This window comes from Nocardioides sp. NPDC059952, assembly GCF_042730435.1.
Lineage (GTDB): Bacteria > Actinomycetota > Actinomycetes > Propionibacteriales > Nocardioidaceae > Nocardioides.
Map to the genome: position 1 here is coordinate 1 of NZ_JBHWLY010000077.1, position 19,185 is coordinate 19,185.

The 19,185-nt window shown below is 70.7% G+C and carries 16 protein-coding genes; 3 read left to right on the plus strand and 13 right to left on the minus strand.

Annotation, left to right across the window (positions count from 1 at the left end):
• Positions 1-110: 110 nt before the first annotated feature.
• Both ald and ACFV9G_RS25040 read right to left on the minus strand, forming a co-directional pair.
• Positions 111-1,226: an alanine dehydrogenase gene (gene ald, locus ACFV9G_RS25035; protein ID WP_378731102.1), complete on the minus strand. Its 1,116-nt coding sequence runs from the start codon at positions 1,224-1,226 to the stop codon at positions 111-113.
• Positions 1,227-1,355: 129 nt separating this feature from the next.
• Positions 1,356-1,994 carry an NUDIX domain-containing protein gene (locus tag ACFV9G_RS25040; protein WP_378731104.1) on the minus strand — a complete coding sequence of 213 codons (639 nt, stop codon included), beginning with the start codon at positions 1,992-1,994 and terminating at the stop codon, positions 1,356-1,358.
• Positions 1,995-2,016: 22 nt separating this feature from the next.
• Here ACFV9G_RS25040 and pepN point away from each other — a divergent pair, with 22 nt between their 5' ends.
• Entirely contained in the window at positions 2,017-4,455 is a 2,439-nt protein-coding gene (gene pepN, locus ACFV9G_RS25045) for an aminopeptidase N (RefSeq protein WP_378731106.1), read from the plus strand.
• A gap of 89 nt (positions 4,456-4,544) precedes the next feature.
• The gene (locus ACFV9G_RS25050; protein ID WP_378731108.1) at positions 4,545-5,018 is read left to right on the plus strand and encodes an SRPBCC family protein; all 474 of its coding nucleotides are present in this window, start codon (positions 4,545-4,547) and stop codon (positions 5,016-5,018) included.
• 156 nt (positions 5,019-5,174) lie between these two features.
• Here ACFV9G_RS25050 and ACFV9G_RS25055 read toward each other — a convergent pair whose 3' ends face one another.
• From ACFV9G_RS25055 to ACFV9G_RS25085, 7 genes are all read right to left on the minus strand, one after another.
• Entirely contained in the window at positions 5,175-6,893 is a 1,719-nt protein-coding gene (locus tag ACFV9G_RS25055) for a CTP synthase (protein ID WP_378731110.1), read from the minus strand.
• 14 nt (positions 6,894-6,907) lie between these two features.
• A complete protein-coding gene (gene steA / locus ACFV9G_RS25060) occupies positions 6,908-8,839 on the minus strand; it encodes a putative cytokinetic ring protein SteA (RefSeq protein ID WP_378731112.1) in 1,932 nt (643 codons plus the stop codon).
• A 170-nt stretch (positions 8,840-9,009) separates the two neighbouring features.
• Entirely contained in the window at positions 9,010-10,773 is a 1,764-nt protein-coding gene (gene recN / locus ACFV9G_RS25065; protein WP_378731114.1) for a DNA repair protein RecN, read from the minus strand.
• Positions 10,766-11,761 (minus strand): NAD kinase, encoded by a 996-nt coding sequence (locus tag ACFV9G_RS25070; RefSeq protein WP_378731116.1) that lies wholly within the window; start codon positions 11,759-11,761, stop codon positions 10,766-10,768. The genes recN and ACFV9G_RS25070 overlap by 8 nt, the downstream gene beginning before the upstream one ends.
• Positions 11,758-12,621 carry a TlyA family RNA methyltransferase gene (locus ACFV9G_RS25075; protein WP_378731118.1) on the minus strand — a complete coding sequence of 288 codons (864 nt, stop codon included), beginning with the start codon at positions 12,619-12,621 and terminating at the stop codon, positions 11,758-11,760. The genes ACFV9G_RS25070 and ACFV9G_RS25075 overlap by 4 nt, the downstream gene beginning before the upstream one ends.
• 11 nt (positions 12,622-12,632) lie before the next feature.
• A complete protein-coding gene (locus ACFV9G_RS25080) occupies positions 12,633-12,905 on the minus strand; it encodes a hypothetical protein (protein WP_378731120.1) in 273 nt (90 codons plus the stop codon).
• The gene (locus ACFV9G_RS25085) at positions 12,902-13,948 is read right to left on the minus strand and encodes an HAD-IIA family hydrolase (RefSeq protein WP_378731122.1); all 1,047 of its coding nucleotides are present in this window, start codon (positions 13,946-13,948) and stop codon (positions 12,902-12,904) included. Before ACFV9G_RS25085 ends, ACFV9G_RS25080 begins: the two co-directional genes overlap by 4 nt.
• Positions 13,949-14,015: 67 nt before the next feature.
• Between ACFV9G_RS25085 and ACFV9G_RS25090 the strand changes: the two genes are divergently transcribed.
• A complete protein-coding gene (locus ACFV9G_RS25090) occupies positions 14,016-15,176 on the plus strand; it encodes a DUF1015 family protein (RefSeq protein ID WP_378731125.1) in 1,161 nt (386 codons plus the stop codon).
• Here ACFV9G_RS25090 and ACFV9G_RS25095 read toward each other — a convergent pair.
• From ACFV9G_RS25095 to argG, 4 genes are all read right to left on the minus strand, one after another.
• The gene (locus ACFV9G_RS25095) at positions 15,173-15,592 is read right to left on the minus strand and encodes a single-stranded DNA-binding protein (RefSeq protein WP_378731127.1); all 420 of its coding nucleotides are present in this window, start codon (positions 15,590-15,592) and stop codon (positions 15,173-15,175) included. The genes ACFV9G_RS25090 and ACFV9G_RS25095 overlap by 4 nt on opposite strands.
• Positions 15,593-15,717: 125 nt before the next feature.
• Positions 15,718-16,284: a DNA-3-methyladenine glycosylase gene (locus tag ACFV9G_RS25100; RefSeq protein ID WP_378731129.1), complete on the minus strand. Its 567-nt coding sequence runs from the start codon at positions 16,282-16,284 to the stop codon at positions 15,718-15,720.
• Positions 16,284-17,708: an argininosuccinate lyase gene (gene argH / locus ACFV9G_RS25105; protein WP_378731131.1), complete on the minus strand. Its 1,425-nt coding sequence runs from the start codon at positions 17,706-17,708 to the stop codon at positions 16,284-16,286. The genes ACFV9G_RS25100 and argH overlap by 1 nt, the downstream gene beginning before the upstream one ends.
• Positions 17,708-19,168, minus strand: coding sequence for an argininosuccinate synthase (gene argG, locus ACFV9G_RS25110; RefSeq protein WP_378731133.1), 1,461 nt, complete (start codon positions 19,166-19,168; stop codon positions 17,708-17,710). Before argG ends, argH begins: the two co-directional genes overlap by 1 nt.
• Positions 19,169-19,185: the final 17 nt, after the last annotated feature.

A 19,185-nucleotide genomic window follows, 5' to 3' on the forward strand; every position in this document is an offset into this window, starting at 1 on the left:
GCCGCCGAGTCGGCTCATCCTGACCAGAAATGCCGCCGAGTCGGCTCGTCATGACGAGCCGACTCGGCAGATTCAGCTGTCAGAACGAGCCGACTCGGCGGGTTCGTACCTCAGGCCAGGACGGAGTCGAGCGCGACCGCGTCGATCCCGACGGCCTCGCCGACGGGGGCGTTGGTGAGCTGGCCGGCGTGGGTGTTGAGGCCCTTGGCGAGCGCGGCGTCGTCGCGCAGCGCCTGGGTCCAGCCCTTGTTGGCAAGCGCGACGGCGTACGGCATCGTCGCGTTCGTGAGCGCGTAGGTGGACGTGTTCGGGACCGCACCGGGCATGTTTGCCACGCAGTAGAAGGTCGAGTTGTGGACCTGGTAGGTCGGGTCCGCGTGGGTGGTGGCGTGGGAGTCCTCGAAGCAGCCGCCCTGGTCGATGGCGATGTCGACGAGCACCGAGCCGGGCTTCATCCGCGAGACCAGGTCGTTGGTGACGAGCTTCGGCGCGGCCGCGCCCGGGATCAGCACGGCGCCGATGACCAGGTCGGCCTGGAGCACCTGCTCCTCGAGCGCGAGCTTGTTGGAGGCGAGCCCGTGGACCTGGTTGGAGTAGCGCCAGAACGACATCCGCAGCTTCTCCAGGTCGGTGTCGAGCAGCGTCACGTCGGCGCCCATCCCGAGCGCGATGTTGGCGGCGTTCTGCCCGGAGACGCCGGCGCCGATGATGACGACCTTGGCGTTGGCGACACCGCCGACGCCGCCCATCAGGGTGCCGCGGCCGCCCTGGGCCTTGAGCAGGTTGTAGGCGCCGACCTGGGGCGCCAGGCAGCCGGCGACCTCCGACATCGGGTAGAGCAGCGGCAGCGCCCGGTTGGGCAGCTCGACGGTCTCGTACGCGATCGCGGTGACCTTCTTGGCCAGCAGCTCCTGGGTCAGCGGCTTGTCGGCGGCCAGGTGGAGGTAGGTGAACAGGGTCAGGCCCTCGCGCAGACGGTGGTACTCCTCCGCGACCGGCTCCTTGACCTTGAGCACCATGTCGGCGTTGCCCCAGGTCTCGTCGGCGTCGCCGAGGATCTTCGCGCCGACCGCGGCGTACTCGGCATCAGAGATCGAGGAGCCGACACCGGCACCGGCCTGGACGAAGACCTCGTGGCCGTTGGCCACCAGCTCGTGGACACCCGAGGGGGTGATCGCCACCCGGTACTCGTGGTTCTTGACTTCCTTGGGTACGCCGATTCTCATTTCTTCCCCTGAATGTGGTGGTCCGTGGGTTACGGGTCAGCCGGATGTTCGCCGCCTGATGCGGCATGTCTAACCCGGTGTGGCGCAAGTCACCAAAACCACGTAGATCGGTCCTGACCGGGCGCCTGATCAGACTCTGCCACGCGACTTGAGGGCGGCGTACGCAAGCACGGCCTGGACGACCGGCGAGTCGGTCGCCTTGCCGGTGAGCACCGCCTCCAGGAGGTCCTCGAACGGCACCCAGTGGATGCTCATCTCGGCCTCCTCGTGCTCGAGCTCGAAGCCGTCGCGGTCGGTCGCGGTCAGGCCGCGGGCGAGAAAGAAGTGGTGGATCTCCTCGGTGAGCCCGGGCGTGGCATAGGTCGAGAGCAGCGGCGTCCATTCGGCCGCCTCGTGGGCCACCTCCTCGCGCAGCTCGCGTACGGCGACGTCGAGCGGGTCCTCGCCGGGATAGTCGATCAGGCCGGCCGGCAGCTCGACGAAGCGCCGCTGGGCGGGATGGCGGTACTGGGTGATGACCAGGGCGCGCTCGTCCTCGTCCAGCGCCAGCACGACCGCGGCACCAGGGTGCTCGACGACCAGGCGCCGGAACGGCTCCTCGTCCTCGTGGCCGGGTCGGTTGATCCGGTCGGCGCGGAGCGCGACCACCCAGCCGTCACGATGGAGGTCCTCGCTCGAGACCACCGGCCAGCTCTCGGGGACGTCCCATTCGGTGAGCGGCCCGTGGGTATCGGCCGTCGAGTCGGAAATTCCTGCGTCCGGTGTCATGGCCCGAGGCTACCCTCGGCTCATGTCTGAGACCTCCCCCGCCGCCCCTGCCTCACTGACCCAGGAGGAGGCGGCCGAACGGGCCGCCACGGTCACCGTCGAGCGCTACGACATCTCGCTCGACCTGACCGGGCTGCTGGAGGGCGAGACGCTCTCCAGCGTCTCCACGATCACCTTCTCCGCCACCCCGGGCTCGAGCACGTTCGTCGACTGCGTGGCCGAGGTCTCGGCGGCCACGCTCAACGGCACCGCGCTCGATCTCGCCACGATCAGCACCGGACGGATCCCGCTCGAGGACCTCGCCGAGGCCAACACCCTGGTCGTGACCGCCTCCCAGTCCAACACCGCCGCCTCCGAGGGCGTGCTGCGCACCGTCGACCCCTCCGACGGCAACGTCTACGTGTGGACCTCCTTCGAGCCCGACGACGCCCGCCGGCTGTGGGCCTGCTTCGACCAGCCGGACCTCAAGGCGGTGCACGGGTTCACCGTGACCGCGCCGGACCAGTGGACAGTGCTGTCGAACTCCGCGCCCGCGGAGGTCTCCGACCCGGCAGCCGGCGCGCGGACCTGGGTCTTCGAGGACACTCCCCCGCTCTCGACGTACGTCGTGGTGGTCAACGCCGGGCCGTTCGTCGAGGTCCGTGCCGAGCGCGGCGGCTACGACCTGGGGCTCTATGCCCGTCAGTCGCTGGCGAGCCAGCTCGAGCGGGACCGCGAGGAGATCCTCGACGTCACCGAGCACGGGCTGGCCTGGTTCGGCACGAAGTTCGGGATGCCGTTCCCGCAGCGACGCTACGACCAGATCTTCGTGCCTGACATGGGTGGCGCGATGGAGAACTGGGGCGCGGTCACCCACAGCGACATGTTCCTCTTCCGCACGGCGCCGACCCACGCCGACCGCACCGAGCGCACCAACGTGGTCCTGCACGAGATGGCCCACATGTGGTTCGGCGACCTGGTCACGATGCGCTGGTGGGACGACCTGTGGCTCAATGAGGCCTTCGCCTCCTGGGCGGCCGTGTGGGCCTCGGCCGCGCTCCCCGACTACGCCGACGTGTGGGCCTCGATCGCGCTCACCGAGAAGAAGGCGGGCTACGACATCGACGCGACGCCCGCCACCCACCCGATCCGCGGGGTGGTGCCCAGCGTCGACGTCGCGATGGCCAACTTCGACGCGATCACCTACATGAAGGGCCAGGCCGTGCTGCAGCAGCTGCACGCCTACATCGGCGAGGAGGCCTACCTGGCCGGGCTGCAGGCCTACTTCGCCGAGCACGCCTACGGCAATACGGTCCTGTCCGACCTCATGAGCGCGTTCGGCGCGGCGGCGGGCAAGGATCTCTCCGCCTGGACCACCGCGTGGCTCGACCACGCCGGCACCGACGTGATCACCCTCGCCGACGGCAAGGTCTCGGTCACCGGCGCCGACGGGACCGTGCGTCCGCACCGGCTCGACATCGCCTCCTACGACGCCTCCGGCGCGCTGCTGGCGACCACCCCGGTCACCGTGGCGGGCGAGCCCGTCGCGGTCTCGCTCCCCGAGGCGGCCGCGCACCTGGTCAACGCGACCGACGTGACCTTCGCGGCGGTGCGCTCGGACGAGGCCAGCGAGGCCTGGCTCGGCCAGAACGCCGGTCTGCTGCCCGACGCGGTGGCACGGGCGGTCGCGGTCAACAGCGCCTGGTCCGCCTTGTTCCGCGGCGAGATCGCCGGCCCCGAGGTCGTCTCGCGCGTCCTCTCGGTCCTCGAGCGCGAGCGCAACCCGCAGGTCACCGGCGAGTTCCTGAGCATGGCGGTCACCGCCGCCGAGCTGTGGACCGCGCCCGAGCGCGTCGCTGAGCAGCGTGCACTGGTCGCCGAAGCGGCCGCGGCGCTCGCCGCGGACCCGGCCAACCGCGACACCGCACTCCGCGTCCTCGCCGCGCACGCGTCCACACCCGAGCAGCTCGCGCTCGCCGAGCAAGGGGCAGCCGAGGACGTACAGGTGGCCTGGCGGCTGCTCGGACGACGTGCCGAGACGGGCGACTACGACGCCGAGGCGGTCGCCGCGCTGGAGGCACGCGACCCCGATCCCGAGTCGTGGGTCTCAGCCCAGGCCGTACGCACCGCACAGCCGCTCGCGGAGGCGAAGGAGGAGGCCTGGCAGGTGACCATGGTCGAGCGCCGGCTGCCGCGCACCGACAGCGCCTACGGGTTGAGCTCGGCGTTCTGGCGGCCCGGCCAGGACGAGATCCTGGCGCCGTACGCCCAGCGCTATCTCGAGGCCGTGCGCGAGATCCGCGGCGGCGGGCTGCTCGCCTACGGCCTCCAGCTGCGGTTCTACCCGGCACAGGCCGGCGAGGACGTCGCCGCCACCGCACGGGCCGCCTGTGAGGGCGACACGCTGGTCCCGTTCGTACGCCAGACGATCATCCGCATGGCCGACGTGCACTCACGGCAGGTCGCAGCCCGCGCGCTGTGATCGCAGCGGAATCGGCGGGCCGCCAGAGGTATGGCCCGCGAGCACGGCGGGTACCCCTCGTGTCGCACGCAATCGAGAGGAGACACGACATGAGCACCGTCGAGAAGAGCGTCCAGGTCGAGGTCCCGGTCAGCACCGCGTACGACCAGTGGACCCAGTTCGAGTCGTTCCCCCAGTTCATGGAGGGCGTCGAGTCGGTTCGACAGCTCGACGACAAGCACCTGCACTGGAAGGCCGAGATCGGCGGCGTGACCCGTGAGTGGGATGCCGAGATCGTCGACCAGGTTCCCGACGACCGCATCACCTGGCGCGCCGTGGAGGGCGCCAAGAACAAGGGGACGGTGTCCTTCACCCCGGATCAGATGGCGAACACGACCAAGGTGACGCTCCGCCTGGAGTACGAGCCCGAGGGCGCTGTCGAGAAAACCGGTGACGTGCTCAAGATCGTCGACATGAGGGCGAAGGGCGACCTCGAGCGGTTCAAGGACTTCATCGAGAACCGCGGCACCGCGACCGGTGCATGGCGCGGCGAGGTGAAGCCGACCGGCGAGGTACGTCGCTAGGACAGACTCAGAGCCCCTGGGGCCGGCGTCCGCCGGCCCCAGGGGCTCTGTCAGTCGATCTCAGGCCTCGACATTGTGTCTCGACCCGCTTCGCGGGTTCGCAAGCTCACCCGCTGCGCTCGCTCGACCTCCTCGCGTTGCGCCGATGTTCGTTCCTCACATCGACGCGGGCTCGGACTCCGGCAGCTCGACCTCGTTGACCTCGCGGCGCAGGTTGGACTCGTCGATCGGGAACCGCTGCTCCTTCTGCCGGTCCAGGGCCGCCTTGACCAGCCCGGCGAAGAGCGGGTGGGGGCGGGTCGGCCGCGAGCGAAGCTCGGGGTGGGCCTGGGTGGAGACGTAGTAGGGGTGAACGTCGCGGGGCAGCTCGACGAACTCGACCAGCTGGTTGTCGGGCGAGAGGCCGGAGAAGACCAGGCCGGCGTCCTCGAGCTGGTCGCGGTAGGAGTTGTTCACCTCGTAGCGGTGGCGGTGACGCTCCTCGATGGAGGTCTCGCCGTAGACCTCGGCCGCGATCGAGCCCTTCTTGAGCTCGGCCGGGTAGAGGCCCAGGCGCATGGTGCCACCGAGGTCGCCCGCGCCCTCGACGTACGCCTTCTGCTCCTCCATCGTCGCGATGACGGGCTCGGGAGTCTCGGCGTCGAACTCCGTGGAGTCAGCCTTCTCCAGGCCGAGCACGTTGCGGGCGTACTCGATGACCATGCACTGCAGCCCCAGGCACAGGCCGAGCGTGGGGATCTGGTGGGTGCGGGTGTAGGTCAGCGCGCCGAGCTTGCCCTCCAGGCCACGGATGCCGAAGCCGCCGGGAACGCAGACGGCGTCGACGTCGTGGAGGTTCTTGGCGGCGCCCTCGGGGGTCTCGCACTCGTCGGAGGGGATCCAGCGGATGTTGACCTTGGCCTCGTTGGCGAAGCCGCCGGCGCGCAGCGCCTCGCCGACGCTCAGGTAGGCGTCGGGAAGGTCGATGTATTTGCCGACCAGCCCGATGGTGAGCTCCTCCTTGGGGTGGTGCACCCGGCGGAGCAGGTCCTCCCACAGCGCCCAGTCGACGTCGCGGAAGGGCAGGTCGAGCTTGCGCACGACGTAGGCGTCCAGGCCCTCGCGGTGGAGCACCTTCGGGATGTCGTAGATGCTCGGGGCGTCGGCGGCGGTCACCACGGCGTCCTCGTCGACATCGCACATGAGCGCGATCTTGCGCTTGATGCCCTCGGGCAGCTCGCGGTCGGCACGGCACACGATGGCGTCGGGCTGGATGCCGATCTGGCGCAGCGCCATCACCGAGTGCTGGGTCGGCTTCGTCTTCAGCTCCTTGGACGGGCCGATGTAGGGCACCAGGGAGACGTGGACGAAGAAGACGTTGTCGCGGCCGAGGCGCTGGCGCACCTGGCGGGCGGCCTCGAGGAACGGCAGCGACTCGATGTCGCCGACGGTGCCGCCGATCTCGGTGATCACCACGTCGATCTCGGGACCGTGCATCGCCAGGACCCGCTCGGAGATCTCGTCGGTGATGTGCGGGATCACCTGGACGGTCTCGCCGAGGTAGTCGCCGCGGCGCTCCTTGGCGATCACGTTGGAGTAGACCTGCCCGGTGGTCACGTTGGCGTGGCCGACCAGGTCGGTGTCGAGGAACCGCTCGTAGTGGCCGATGTCGAGATCGGTCTCGGCACCGTCGTTGGTCACGAAGACCTCACCGTGCTGGAACGGGTTCATCGTGCCGGGGTCCACGTTGAGGTACGGGTCCAGCTTCTGCATGGTCACGCTCAGGCCACGCGAACGGAGAAGGCGGCCGAGGGACGATGCCGTCAGGCCCTTTCCCAATGAGGAGGCGACGCCCCCGGTGACAAAAATGTGCTTGGTCAAGCTCGCCGACTTCATGGGCCTCAATCCTATCAATGCTTCAGCAGGCCACCGAAACCTGACGCACCGAAATCGCCACCTTGTTGGCTGGTCTGTCGAGCCAGCGCGAGCGGAGCGGCGATCTGACCGGTGGTGGTCTCGATGCCGTCGACCGACGCGAACCAGCCCGGCCAGTCGTTGGCGCGGAGCGTCTGGAGGGTCTCAGATTCTGTGGGTGCCGTGACGACCAGGCCTTTCGTGGTCGCGCCCAAGCCCTCGACCAGGCCCTCGACCGCGGTCGTGTCCTCGCTGTCCTCACCGAGGACGACCAGGACGAGGCCCGCCGGTCCGGTCGGTCGTCCCTGGGCCTTGACCAGGTCGCCGGTGAGCAACGCCACAGCGGCGGTCTTCGCGGGCTGGTCGAACGCTGGGGGCGGCTTGGTGCCGGCGTAGGTCTCTCCGATCACCTGACCCATCCGCTGGTAGGTCGCCTGCCCCGCGTCGCCGCGGCCCAGCTGCTTGACCAGCTGAGTGGCCAGGCTGTCGACATACTGCTTGCGGTCGGGGTCCAGCAGATTCGGTCGTACGTCGAGCACCCCTGTCGTCTCGCCGCCGGCCGCCTCGATGTTGCCGGTGAGCGCGGCGACCGCCTTCGGGTCGGCGCCGGGGAGGGTGACGACGGCGACCTTCTGGCCGGCGAGCCTGCCGGGCAGCAGTGCGTCGCCGGCCTCGGCGACGAACCGGGCCTCGGCGCTCTGCTGGGGATCCTTCGCGCCCTTCGTCTCGCTCTCGCCGGAGGTGGGGCTCGCCGCGGCCCCGTCGCCGGCTCTGCTCACGATTCCGGTGCCGATCGCGGTGAGATCGTGGTCGGCGGCCCAGATGCCGGCGGGCACACCGATCGCCAGCGCCGTCACCGCGGCCAGGAGCGGGAGGACGAGCCGGCGGCTGCGGGGATCCTTGCGGCGCACGGCCGGCACCGCGGAGGCGTCGATCAGCGTCGGGCCGAGCGCGAGCCGGGTCAGGTAGGTGCCGGCCAGGCCCGGGCGCTGGTCCTCGAGGAAGTCGGTCAGCGTGGTGCTGAGCCCGGCCCCGACCACCAGCGATGGGTGCTGGGCGTAGGCGACCAGCAGGGCGGCGTCCTCGGGGGCGAGGGCGGACTCGAACCGCTTCGGCTGCACGCCGATCCGGTCGAGGAGCTCGCTGGCGTTCTCGCTCGCGGAGGCGCCGGGCGCGAGGACGACCTCGGCTGCGCTGGTGAGCAGTTTCGGTTCGGGGTAGGTGTCGGTATCGGGGCCCAGGACGACCACGGCGTGGCGTACCTGCTTCTTGGTCAGCCTCTTCGCCGCGGGACCCACCGCGATGACGGCCGGGCGCTGCTCGCGCAGGAAGCCGGCGAGGTCGCCCAAGAGCCGGCCCAGGTCAGGATGGTCGGCGACCACGACGACCGGCCGACCGGCCAGCGGCGTGTCCAGAGGAGGTACGCCGCTGCCGTGCAGCAGCACCTCCTCCTCGCGCTTGAGCAGCTCGCTGCTGTTGTGGGTGAAGAGCTCCAGGTGGGAGCTCAGGCCACGCTTGGCGTCCTCGAGGTCGTGGTCGAGGGACTCCTGGTCGAGCGCACGGCCCGAGGTCAGCAGCTGCTCACCGTCGAAGATCTCGCCGTCGAGGATCCGGGCCTTGCGCCCGTCGACCAGCTTCTCCAACCCGGCTTCGCCGATCTTGTCGATCAGCTCGATCCCGGCGTCGGCCAGCGTCTGCGGGCCCCGGTTGGGGTAGCGGCCCGAGACCATCGGCTGGGCGTTGACCACGGCGATCACGCCCTTGGCGACGATCGCCAGCGCGGTGGTCCGGTCCAGGTCGACGTGGTCGATGACCGCGATGTCGCCCTCTTTGAGCCGCGGGATCAGCGCCCTGGTCGGCCGCCCCGAGCGGAGCGTGCCGCGGATGCCCGGGAGCACGGAGGGAATCTGGCGAGTAGGCAGTCTCATGTCCCGCCAATCCTCCCCCGGCGCCACGGCGCGTCCCCGGATCTCCCATCCGGCGAGTCGGTCGTCGTGGCGGCCGAATGCGCACGTTTGGCGGGCGAATCGGTCGTTGTGGCGTGTGTCGTTCGCCACAACGACCGATTCGGGTCGCCAGAACCGAGGTTTCGGCGGGGTCAGGCCTTCGCCGCGCGGGCCACCTCGAGGAGCTCGCGGGCGTGCGCGATGGCCGTGTCGGAAGCCGTCAGCCCTGCCAGCATGCGGGAGAGCTCGAGCTCGCGGGACTCGTCGCCGAGGACCGTCAGACCAGAGCTGGTGACCACGCCGTCGCTGGTCTTCTCGACGGCGACATGGTGGTCGGCGAAGGCGGCGACCTGGGGCAGATGGGTGACGACCAGGACCTGGGCGGTCCGGGCCAGGTGGGCGAGACGGCGACCGATCTCGACCGCGGCGGTGCCGCCGACGCCGGCGTCGACCTCGTCGAAGACGAAGGTCGGAACCGGGCTGGTCGCCGCCAGGACCACCTCGATCGCCAGCATCACCCGGGAGAGCTCACCACCGGAGGCACCCTTGTGGAGCGGGCGGGGCTCCGAACCGGTGTTGGCGGCCAGCAGCAGCTCGACCTCGTCGAGGCCGTTGGAGCCGTAGCGCAGCCAGCGGCCGTTCTTGCCTGAACCGACCTTCAGCGGCGCGTGCGCCTCCTCCTCGGAGGCGGGCGCGTCGGTCTCCTTCTGGCGTACGTCCACCACCAGTCGGGCGTGCGGCATGGCCAGGCCGGTGAGCTCGTCGCTGACCGCCTCGGCCAGGGCTCCGGCCGCGTCTGCACGGGCGTCCGACAGCGCCAGGCCGGCCTCGGCGAGGGCTGCTCGCAGCCTGGTCCGGTCGGCGCGGAGCTCCTCGATCCGGTCATCGTCGGAGTCGAGCTCGAGCAGGCGCTTGGCGCCGGTCTCGGCCCAGGCGAGCACCTCGTCGATGGTCTCGCCGTACTTCCTGGTCAGCGCGGTCAGCGCCGCGCGGCGCTCGGAGACCACGGACAGCCGAGCCGGGTCGGTCTCGATCGCGGTCGCGTAGGAGGCGACGTCGGCGGCCAGGTCGGAGAGCAGGTAGGAGACCTCGGCGAGGCGGTCGGCCAGCCCGGCGGCCTCGGGGTCGTGGTCACGCACGCCGTCGAGGGCCTGGCGCGCGGCCGAGATGGCGCCCAGCGCGTCGGGGGCGTCGACCTCCGAGGAGAGCGCCTCGCGAGCCTGCTCGGCGGCGGTGCGCAGCGTGTCGGCGTAGCCGAGCCTCTCCTCCTCCTGGGCGAGGGTGACATCTTCGCCGGACTCCGGCGAGACCTCCTCGACCTCACCGAGGCCGAAGCGGAGCAGGTCGGCCTCCTGCGCCCGCTCACGAGCGTGGGTGGTGACCTCGTCGAGCTCTCGCTCCACCTTCTGGAGCTCGGCGTGGATGTCGCCGTAGGCCGCGATGAGCTTGGCGACCGCGTCGCCTCCGAAGCGGTCCAGCGAGTCGCGCTGGGCGCGCGGCTGCAGCAGCCGGTGCTGATCGGACTGGCCGTGGACGGCGACAAGCGGCGAGGTCACCGAGCCGAGGGTCGCGACCGGGACGGTCGCTCCGCCGACGTACGCCCTGGCCCGGCCTTCGGCGGCGACGGTGCGCGCCACCAGGACGCGGCCCTCCTCGACCTCTCCCCCGGCCTCCTCGGTCGCCTCGACGACGCCCGGCAGCGACCGGGCGTCGATGACGCCCTCGACCCGGGCCGCCTTCTTGCCCTTGCGGACCGAGCCGGCGTCACCGCGGCCGCCGAGCAGCAGCCCGAGCGCGGTCACGATCATGGTCTTGCCCGCGCCGGTCTCACCGGTCACCACGGTCAGCCCCGGTCCGAGCTCCAGGGTCGAGGACTCGATGATCCCGAGTCCGGAGATCCTGATCTCCTCAAGCATTCTCGCCTCCGTTCATCCTGAACGGACGCCGTTCCGCGGCGCCTCGCCATCCCTCCACAGACAGTCCGAACTTCCGCACCAGACGATCCGTGAACGGAGCCTGGTGCAGGCGGACGAGTCTGACAGGCTCCACCCCCCGGGTCACCTCGATCCGGGCGCCCGGGCCCAGGTCGTAGGAACGCCGGCCGTCGCACCAGAGCACGCCGACGCCGTCGGCGCGCGAGATGACCTCGACGGCCAGCACCGAGGTCGGCGCCACCACCATCGGCCTGGCGAAGAGGGCGTGGGCGCTGATCGGGGTCAGCAGCAGCGCCTCGACGCCCGGCCACACGACCGGGCCGCCAGCGGAGAAGTTGTAGGCCGTCGAGCCGGTCGGGGTCGCGCAGACGACGCCGTCGCAGCCCCACCTCGACAGCGGCCGGCCGTCGATCTCGACGACGACCTCGAGCATCCGCTCGCGCGCGGCCTTCTCGACGCTGGCCTCGTTGACCGCGAACGTCCGGAAGACCTTCTGACCGTCCTCGAAGACGCTGACCTCGAGCGCGAGCCGGTCCTCGGAGGTGTAGCGACGCTGCACGATCGCCTCGATCGTGGACTCGACGTCGTCGTATTCCGCCTCGGCCAGGAACCCGACATGGCCCAGGTTCACCCCGAGCACCGGGGTGCGGTGGGGCTGGACGATCTCGGCAGCGCGCAGGATGGTGCCGTCGCCGCCAATGACCAGCGCCAGCTCGCAGTCGCGGCTCGCGTCGTGCTCCTCGGCGGCCAACTCGAGCTTCGGTTCGTACGCAGCTGGGTCGATGCCCAGGTCGGCGGCCTCGCTGGCCAGCACCCGGACCACGATGCCGTGGACCGCGAGCGACTTGGCACAGGCGAGGGCGACCTCGCGGGCCTCCTCACGACCGGTGTGGATGAGCATGAGGACGCGCCGAACCTCGGCCGGGTCCGCAGGCGCTGGGTCCCCAGCAGGGGTCTCGGGCTCGCTCACGGATCAACCTTCTCAGACGGCACCGACACTTCCCCGGCTGCGGGGCTCTCCAGACCGCGCTGCTCGCGGACTGCCTCCTCGATCTCGTCCTCGGTCACCGTGGCCTCGCCGCGGCGCAGCCAGAGGAAGAACTCGACGTTGCCCGACGGGCCCGGGAGCGGGCTGGTGGTGACCGCGCGTGCGCCCCAGCCTCGCTGGGCGGCGGCCGCGGCGACGGCGTTGACGGCCTCGGCTCGCAGGGCCGGGTCGCGGACCACGCCACCCTTGCCGACCCGGTCCTTGCCGACCTCGAACTGGGGCTTGACCATCAGCGCCAGGTCGCCGTCGGGGCTGGTGACCCCGATCAGCGCGTCCAGGACGAGCTCGAGGGAGATGAAGGAGAGATCGCCCACGACGGCGTCGACGGGTTCGCCGATCACGTCGAGGGAGAGGTCGCGGATGTTGGTGCGGTCGTGGACGACGACCCGCTCGTCCTGCTGCAGCCGCCAGGCGAGCTGGCCGTAGCCGACGTCGACGGCGACGACCTGCTTGGCCTCGTTGCGCAGCAGTACGTCGGTGAACCCGCCGGTCGACGCGCCGGCGTCGAGGCAGCGGCGGCCTTTGACCGAGAGCCCGAGCGGTTCGAACGCCGCGAGCGCTCCGGCGAGCTTGTGCCCGCCGCGAGAGACGAAGTCCGGACGGTCGGGGTCCTCGGTGACCACGATCGCGACGTCGGTGGTGACGCCCGTGGCCGGCTTGGTGGCTCGGTTCCCCGAGACCGTGACCCGCCCGGCGGCGATCAGCTCGCTGGCGTGCTCGCGGGACCGGGCCAGCTTGCGCCGGACCAGCTCGGCGTCGAGACGGAGGCGGCGAGGAGGCATGCGCTCGCCTCTCAGGGCTGGTCGGTCGGCTGGGGCTCGCCGGAGGCCGCAGCGATCCGGGCCATCGCGTCGTGGGCCCCGGTGTCGGGATCCAGGGCGCGGCGCAACTCGGTGTGAGCGGCCTCGAAGACGCCGACGTGCTCGCTCAACGGCAGCTCGTCGAGCCGGTCGAGCGTCTCGAGCACCGCGTCGACGCGGGCGACACCCGTGTGCGGCGCCGGGCCGGCGCCACTCGGCGTGGTCGGGACCTCGGCCGGAGTCTCGTCGAAGTACTGCTCGCTCATGTGGCTGAGACTACCGTCCCGTCGCCGGCATCCGGGCGAGGCGGCACGGCCTGTGCGCCGATCGTGGCCACCGATCCGGTGGCGTCCAGGTGAGCCCAGGCGCCGGCCGCGGCCACCCGCCACCAGTCGTCGGCGCTCCCTTCGCCGGTGACCCGCAGCTCACCGTCGCGTACCTCTGCCGTCCAGCCGCCGAGCCGCGCGGCCGTGCCGTCGGTCTCCGGCGCCGAGTGGGCCTCCAACAAGCCGCCCAGGTCGGCGGAGATGTAGGACGGCCGCCGCTGCGGCTCGGCCGCGACTAGATCCTCGAGCCCGGTGACCCCGGTGAGCACCAGCAGCGTGTCGATGCCGGCGTTGCGACCGCCCTCGATGTCGGTGTCGAGCCGGTCGCCGACCATCAGCGGGTGATCGGCCCCGGTGCGCCGGATGGTCTCGTCCAGCAGCGGTCGCGACGGCTTGCCCGCCACGACCGGCTCGACGCCCGAGAAGCGGCGCAGGGTGTCGACCAGGACGCCGTGGCCGGGCGCGATCCCGTAGGCCGCCGGGAAGGTCATGTCGGTGTTGCTGGCGACCCAGAAGAGCCCGTCCTTGATCCGCACGGCCGCGCGCAGGATGTCCTTCCACAGCAGCTCGGGGTTGTAGCCGGTGACGATCGCCTCGGCGTCCTCGTCGACGGCCACCGGCACCAGGCCGGCGTCTTCGAGCGGCTCGCGCAGGCCGGCGGCACCCAGGTTGACGACCTTCGCCCCCGGGGCGAGCCGCTCAGCCAGGACACGCGCGGCCGCCTGCGCCGAGGTGACCACGTCCTCGGCGGTCGCCTCGATCCCGAGGTTGCGGATGTTGTCGGCGACCTTGGCCGGAGGCCGGGCGGCATTGTTGGTGATGAACGCCAGCCTGAGCCCGGCCTCGCGGGCGGCGGCGAGCGACTCGGGGGCGCGCCGGACCGCTGAGCCGCCGATGTAGACCACACCGTCGAGGTCGAGCATCGCGACGTCATGGGCGGCGGCGAGCACCTGGGCTGAGCCCTTCAACTGATGGCTGGTCAACGCGCGAAGTTCCTTCTCTGAGTCGGGGGTTCGGCGAATGGCACCAGTGTGACCCTACGATGTCCGGATGGACGATACGGGTGTGGTCAGGGCGCCGTACCTCGGGCGTCCGCTGCGTCTGGAGCCATTTCGAGCGCTCTCGTTGGCGCCTTCGCGGATCGGGGACCCGACCTCCGCGCGGCTCTACTCACGTCCCTATCGGGGGGTCGCCTCCCGGATCAGCTCGTGGCTGGCACGTGGCGATCTGCGCCAGCACCGAGACCTCGCGCTCTACCTCCACGAGTACACCGCGGCCGGGATCACCGTGCGTGGCGTCGTCGGGATCCTCGACGTCTCGCACCGCACCGATGACCCCGGTCAGGCCGCGGTCATCCCCCACGAGGGCGTACACACCGCCCAGGCCGAGCAGCTCGCCTCCCGGATGCGGCAGATGCGGGTGCACCCAGCGCCGATCCTGCTCACCTACCACGCGCCCGATGGAGTCGCGGCCCTGCTCGACCAGGTGCAGAGCGGCACTCCCGAGGAGCAGTACGACGATCACGGCGGCCAGCACCATCGCGTCTGGGCGATCACCGACGAGGCGCTGATCGGTCAGCTGCGCACCGCCTGGGCGAGCCAGCAGGCTCTGATCGCCGACGGGCACCACCGCTACGCTGCCTACGCCGAGCTCCAGGGCCTCGCCGAGCCCGGCGACGGCGCTGCGACCGACTTCGGTCTGGCGATGCTCATCGACCAGGACGACACGCCGTTGCAGCTCGGAGCGATCCATCGGGTGCTGGCCGGGGTGAACCTGCGCGACCTACGGGCCGCGGCCGAGTCCGTCGGAGCCGGGTGGACCGCCGGCGGCCGCGACGCCGCTCTGAGCAGGCTCGGACCCGGTGTCATCGTGCTCAGCGACGGCCGTGGCTGGGCCACTCTCGACGTGGACACCGCCACGAGTCCGATCACCGGCGATGTCGGCTATCTGCACGACCGCGTCCTCCCGGAGCTGCGCAGGCAGCCGTCGCGGGTGCTGCACGCCCACCAGGTCGACGCCGCGCTGAAGCGGGCCCGCCCGGGGCGCGACGTCGCCGTGCTGTTGGCGGCACCGACCTTCGACACCATCCTCTCCTCCGCCTCGATCGGGCAGCTGCTTCCCGAGAAGGCGACCTCCTTCCAGCCCAAGCCGCACCCTGGCGTGCTCATCCGCCTCCTGGACTCGGCGCGGCTGGAGAAGTCGCGACACTAGCTTGCCTGCCTGGTCGCGGCGGCCGCTCTGCTCACCCGTCTGGCCGACGACACCTCCACCTCTGTCATCGACTGCAGCCGGCCGCCGGTCTTGAAGAAACGGCGACGGAGGGAGCCGTTGACCTCGATGACGTCTCCGACCTGCCAGGTCATCGCCGCTCGGCGAACCCGGGCGACCCAGGTGTGGCACTCGAGCGCATCGATCTGCACCCGGCTCCCCCGGCGTTTGTCGCGTGGCCTGTTCACGACCACCCGGAACGCGGTCAGCTGATCTCCGCTCGGCAGGTCCTTCTCCTCCGCGGCCAGCGACAGCCGACCGATCAACCGCACCTCGTTGACCGTCGCCAGCCCGCCGGCCGGCCCTGTCCGCTCGCCATCGTCGGGTGATGGCTCCTTCTCTACCCTTGCGACCGTCATCTCGATCACCTCCGACCACCATCCTGATCAGGGGCACCGACAGTTCCGCCCGGGTCTGTGCGGCCTGTGGAGAACCCCGGTCCGAACCGGGCCTGTGGACGGTCATCGGCCCGTCCGGCCGGCTCTCAGCGGGCTTTCGCCGGCCGGTAGGGCGAGACCGTCCGGTCACCGGAGACCCAGAACCGCCAGGGTCGGTCCGGGGCGAGACGCAGCCCGACCCGTGGCCCGGCGGCCACCTCGATCTCCGCCCACGTCTCGGCCGGCGCGAGATCCAGCTCGAAGTCGCTGGTCCCGTTCATGGTGAGGTCGATCCCGAGCGCCGAGCACAGTCGCGCCGGTCCCCGGGCGAGATCGACGTCGCGTACCGGTCCACGGCGCTCCCGGGCGATCTCGATCCCCTCGATCACCTCGCCGGCACGCAGCAGGATGCCCCCCGGCTCGCCCTCCGGGTGGCAGACGAGGTTCGCGCAATGGTGCATGCCGTAGGTGAAGTAGACGTAGAGGCGCCCCGGCGGACCGAACATCACCCGGTTGCGGTTCGTCTCGCCCCGGAAGGCGTGCGAGCCGGGGTCGTCAGCCGCGTACGCCTCCACCTCGGTGAGCCGCACCTTCACTCCGTCGAAGGACACCGTCGCCCCGAGGAGCCGCGGAGCGGTCACCTCGGGGCGCTGGTCCAACAGGCTCGTGAGCACTACGACGGACGGAACCCGGCCGCCTTGGCCCGGAGCTCGGCGAGCTGCTCGACGACCCGGTCGGGCGCCGTGCCACCACGGCCGTCGCGGGACGCGACCGAGCCCTCGATGGTCAGCACCAGACGTACGTCAGGGGTGAGCGCCGGCGAGATCGTGGCGAACTCCTCGTCGGTGAGCGCGTCCAGCTCCACGCCGCGCTTCTCCGCCGCCTGGACGCAGGCGCCGGCGAGCTCGTGCGCGATCCGGAAGGGGGTGCCCTGCCGGACCAGCCACTCCGCGATGTCGGTGGCCAGCGAGAATCCCTGAGGGGCGAGCTCGGCCATCCGGTCGGTGTTGTAGACCAGCGTTGCGACCTGGCCGGTGAAGGCCGGGAGCAGCACCTCGAGGGTGTCCAGGGAGTCGAAGACCGGCTCCTTGTCCTCCTGCAGGTCGCGGTTGTAGGCCAGCGGCAGCGCCTTCAGCGTCGTCAGCAACCCGGTCAGGTTGCCGACCAGACGCCCGGCCTTGCCCCGGGCGAGCTCGGAGATGTCGGGGTTCTTCTTCTGCGGCATGATGCTCGATCCCGTCGACCAGGAGTCGTGCAGCGTGACGAAGTCGAACTCCTTGGTCGCCCACAGGATGATCTCCTCGGCGATCCGGCTGATGTCGACGCCGATCTGGGCGCACACGTAGGCGAACTCGGCGACGAAGTCACGCGAGGCCGTCCCGTCGATCGAGTTGGCGCTGGACCCGGTGAAGCCGAGCTCGGCGGCGACCAGCTCGGGGTCGAGACCGAGCGACTGCCCCGCGAGGGCCCCCGACCCGTAGGGCGAGTCGCACACGACCCGCGCCCGCCAGTCGGCGAGCCGATCGACGTCGCGCAACAGGGACCAGGCGTGCGCCATCAGGTGGTGGGAGAGCAACACCGGCTGGGCGTGCTGGAGGTGCGTACGTCCCGGCATGATCGCGCCCATGTTCTCGTCGGCCTGCGCGGCGAGCGCGTCGATGAGATCGAGCACGAGCCCACGCAGCACCCGCTCGTGGTCGAGCAGATAGCTCCGGAAGAGGGTCGCGATCTGGTCGTTGCGCGAGCGCCCGGCCCGCAGCTTGCCGCCGACGTCGGGACCGATCTCCTCGATGAGCAGTCGCTCCAGGGCACCGTGTACGTCCTCGTCGGAGGCAGCCGGAAGCAGCCGGCCGGCCGTGAACCGGTCGGCGAGGACGTCCAGACCCCGGTGGATCTCGTTCTCCTCGTCACCGGTGAGCAGCCCGGCCGCCCCCAGCGCCTTGGCGTGGGCGTGGGACCCGGCGATGTCGTAGAGCGCCAGCCGCCAGTCGAACTGCGTCGAGCGCGAGAGCGCCTCGAGCTCCGGTGAAGGACCACCGGCGAACCGGCCGCCCCAGAGCTTGCCCTCGTTGGTGGTGTTGGCAGGTGTGTTCGACATCAGTCGTTCCCAGCCTCCAGCGCGGCCTCGTCCAGGACGGTGTCGTCCAGGACGGACGCCTCGACCGGAAGAGCGGCCGGGAGCGGCTTGCCGTCGGTGGCGGCGATGCGGTCGAAGCCGCCGGCGGGCAGCTCGCCGAAGAGGGTGCCGTGCTCGACGAGCACCGTTCCCTGGTCCAGGGGGTGCCCGGCGTAGATCTCGAGCTTGGAGCGGGAGTCGGCGATGTCGAGGTTGCGCATGGTGAGCTGGCCGATGCGGTCGACGGGGCCGAAGGCGGCGTTCTCGACGCGCTCCATGGACAGCTTCTCCGGGTGGTAGGAGAAGTGCGAGCCCTCGGTGTTGAGGACGGTGTAGTCCTCGCCGCGGCGCAGCCGAAGCGTGACGGTCCCCGACACCAGCGAGGCGATCCAGCGCTGGATCGACTCACGCAGCATCAGCGCCTGCGGGTCGAGCCAGCGGCCCTCGTAGAGCAGCCGGCCGAGCTTGCGGCCCTCGTTGTAGTAGTTGGACATGGTGTCCTCGTTGTGCACCGCGTTGAGCAGCCGCTCGTAGGCCGCCCACAGCAGCGCCATGCCCGGCGCCTCGTAGATGCCGCGGGACTTGGCCTCGATGATCCGGTTCTCGATCTGGTCGGACATGCCCAGACCGTGGCGGCCGCCGATCGCGTTGGCCTCGTAGACGAGCTCCACGGCGGACGCGAAGGACTTGCCGTTGATCGCCACCGGGCGGCCCTCGACGAAGGTGACCGAGACGTCCTCGGTCTCGATGGCGACCGACGGATCCCAGAACTTCACGCCCATGATCGGCTCGACGATCTCCAGCGAGACGTCGAGGTGCTCCAGCGTCTTGGCCTCGTGGGTGGCGCCCCAGATGTTGGCGTCGGTGGAGTAGGCCTTCTCGGTGGAGTCGCGGTAGGGAAGGTCGTGCGCGACCAGCCACTCCGACATCTCGTGGCGGCCACCGAGCTCGTGGACGAAGTCGGCGTCGAGCCACGGCTTGTAGATGCGCAGCTCGGGGTTGGCCATCAGGCCGTAGCGGTAGAACCGCTCGATGTCGTTGCCCTTGAAGGTCGACCCGTCACCCCAGATGTTGACGTCGTCGGCCTGCATGGCGCGCACCAGCATGGTGCCGGTGACGGCACGCCCCAAGGGCGTCGTGTTGAAGTAGGCACGGCCACCGGAGCGGATGTGGAAGGCACCGCAGGCGAGCGCGGCCAGACCCTCCTCGACGAGCTGCGGCTTGATGTCGATGGCGCGGGCGATCTCCGCGCCGTACGCCATCGCGCGGTCCGGAACACCGGAGATGTCGGGCTCGTCGTACTGCCCGATGTCGGCGGTGTAGGTGCACGGCACCGCGCCCTTGTCGCGCATCCAGGCGACCGCCACGGAGGTGTCGAGGCCTCCGGAGAAGGCGATGCCGACGCGCTCACCCTTGGGAAGGGAGGTCAGGACCTTGCTCACGAGATGTTGCTCCTTGC

Coding starts and splice junctions, on each gene's coding strand:
- ald (WP_378731102.1), bottom strand. CDS start 1,226: ATGAGAATCGGCGTACCCAAGGAAGTCAAGAACCACGAGTACCGGGTG.
- ACFV9G_RS25040 (WP_378731104.1), bottom strand. CDS start 1,994: ATGACACCGGACGCAGGAATTTCCGACTCGACGGCCGATACCCACGGG.
- pepN (WP_378731106.1), top strand. CDS start 2,017: ATGTCTGAGACCTCCCCCGCCGCCCCTGCCTCACTGACCCAGGAGGAG.
- ACFV9G_RS25050 (WP_378731108.1), top strand. CDS start 4,545: ATGAGCACCGTCGAGAAGAGCGTCCAGGTCGAGGTCCCGGTCAGCACC.
- ACFV9G_RS25055 (WP_378731110.1), bottom strand. CDS start 6,893: ATGAAGTCGGCGAGCTTGACCAAGCACATTTTTGTCACCGGGGGCGTC.
- steA (WP_378731112.1), bottom strand. CDS start 8,839: ATGAGACTGCCTACTCGCCAGATTCCCTCCGTGCTCCCGGGCATCCGC.
- recN (WP_378731114.1), bottom strand. CDS start 10,773: ATGCTTGAGGAGATCAGGATCTCCGGACTCGGGATCATCGAGTCCTCG.
- ACFV9G_RS25075 (WP_378731118.1), bottom strand. CDS start 12,621: ATGCCTCCTCGCCGCCTCCGTCTCGACGCCGAGCTGGTCCGGCGCAAG.
- ACFV9G_RS25080 (WP_378731120.1), bottom strand. CDS start 12,905: ATGAGCGAGCAGTACTTCGACGAGACTCCGGCCGAGGTCCCGACCACG.
- ACFV9G_RS25090 (WP_378731125.1), top strand. CDS start 14,016: ATGGACGATACGGGTGTGGTCAGGGCGCCGTACCTCGGGCGTCCGCTG.
- ACFV9G_RS25095 (WP_378731127.1), bottom strand. CDS start 15,592: ATGACGGTCGCAAGGGTAGAGAAGGAGCCATCACCCGACGATGGCGAG.
- argH (WP_378731131.1), bottom strand. CDS start 17,708: ATGTCGAACACACCTGCCAACACCACCAACGAGGGCAAGCTCTGGGGC.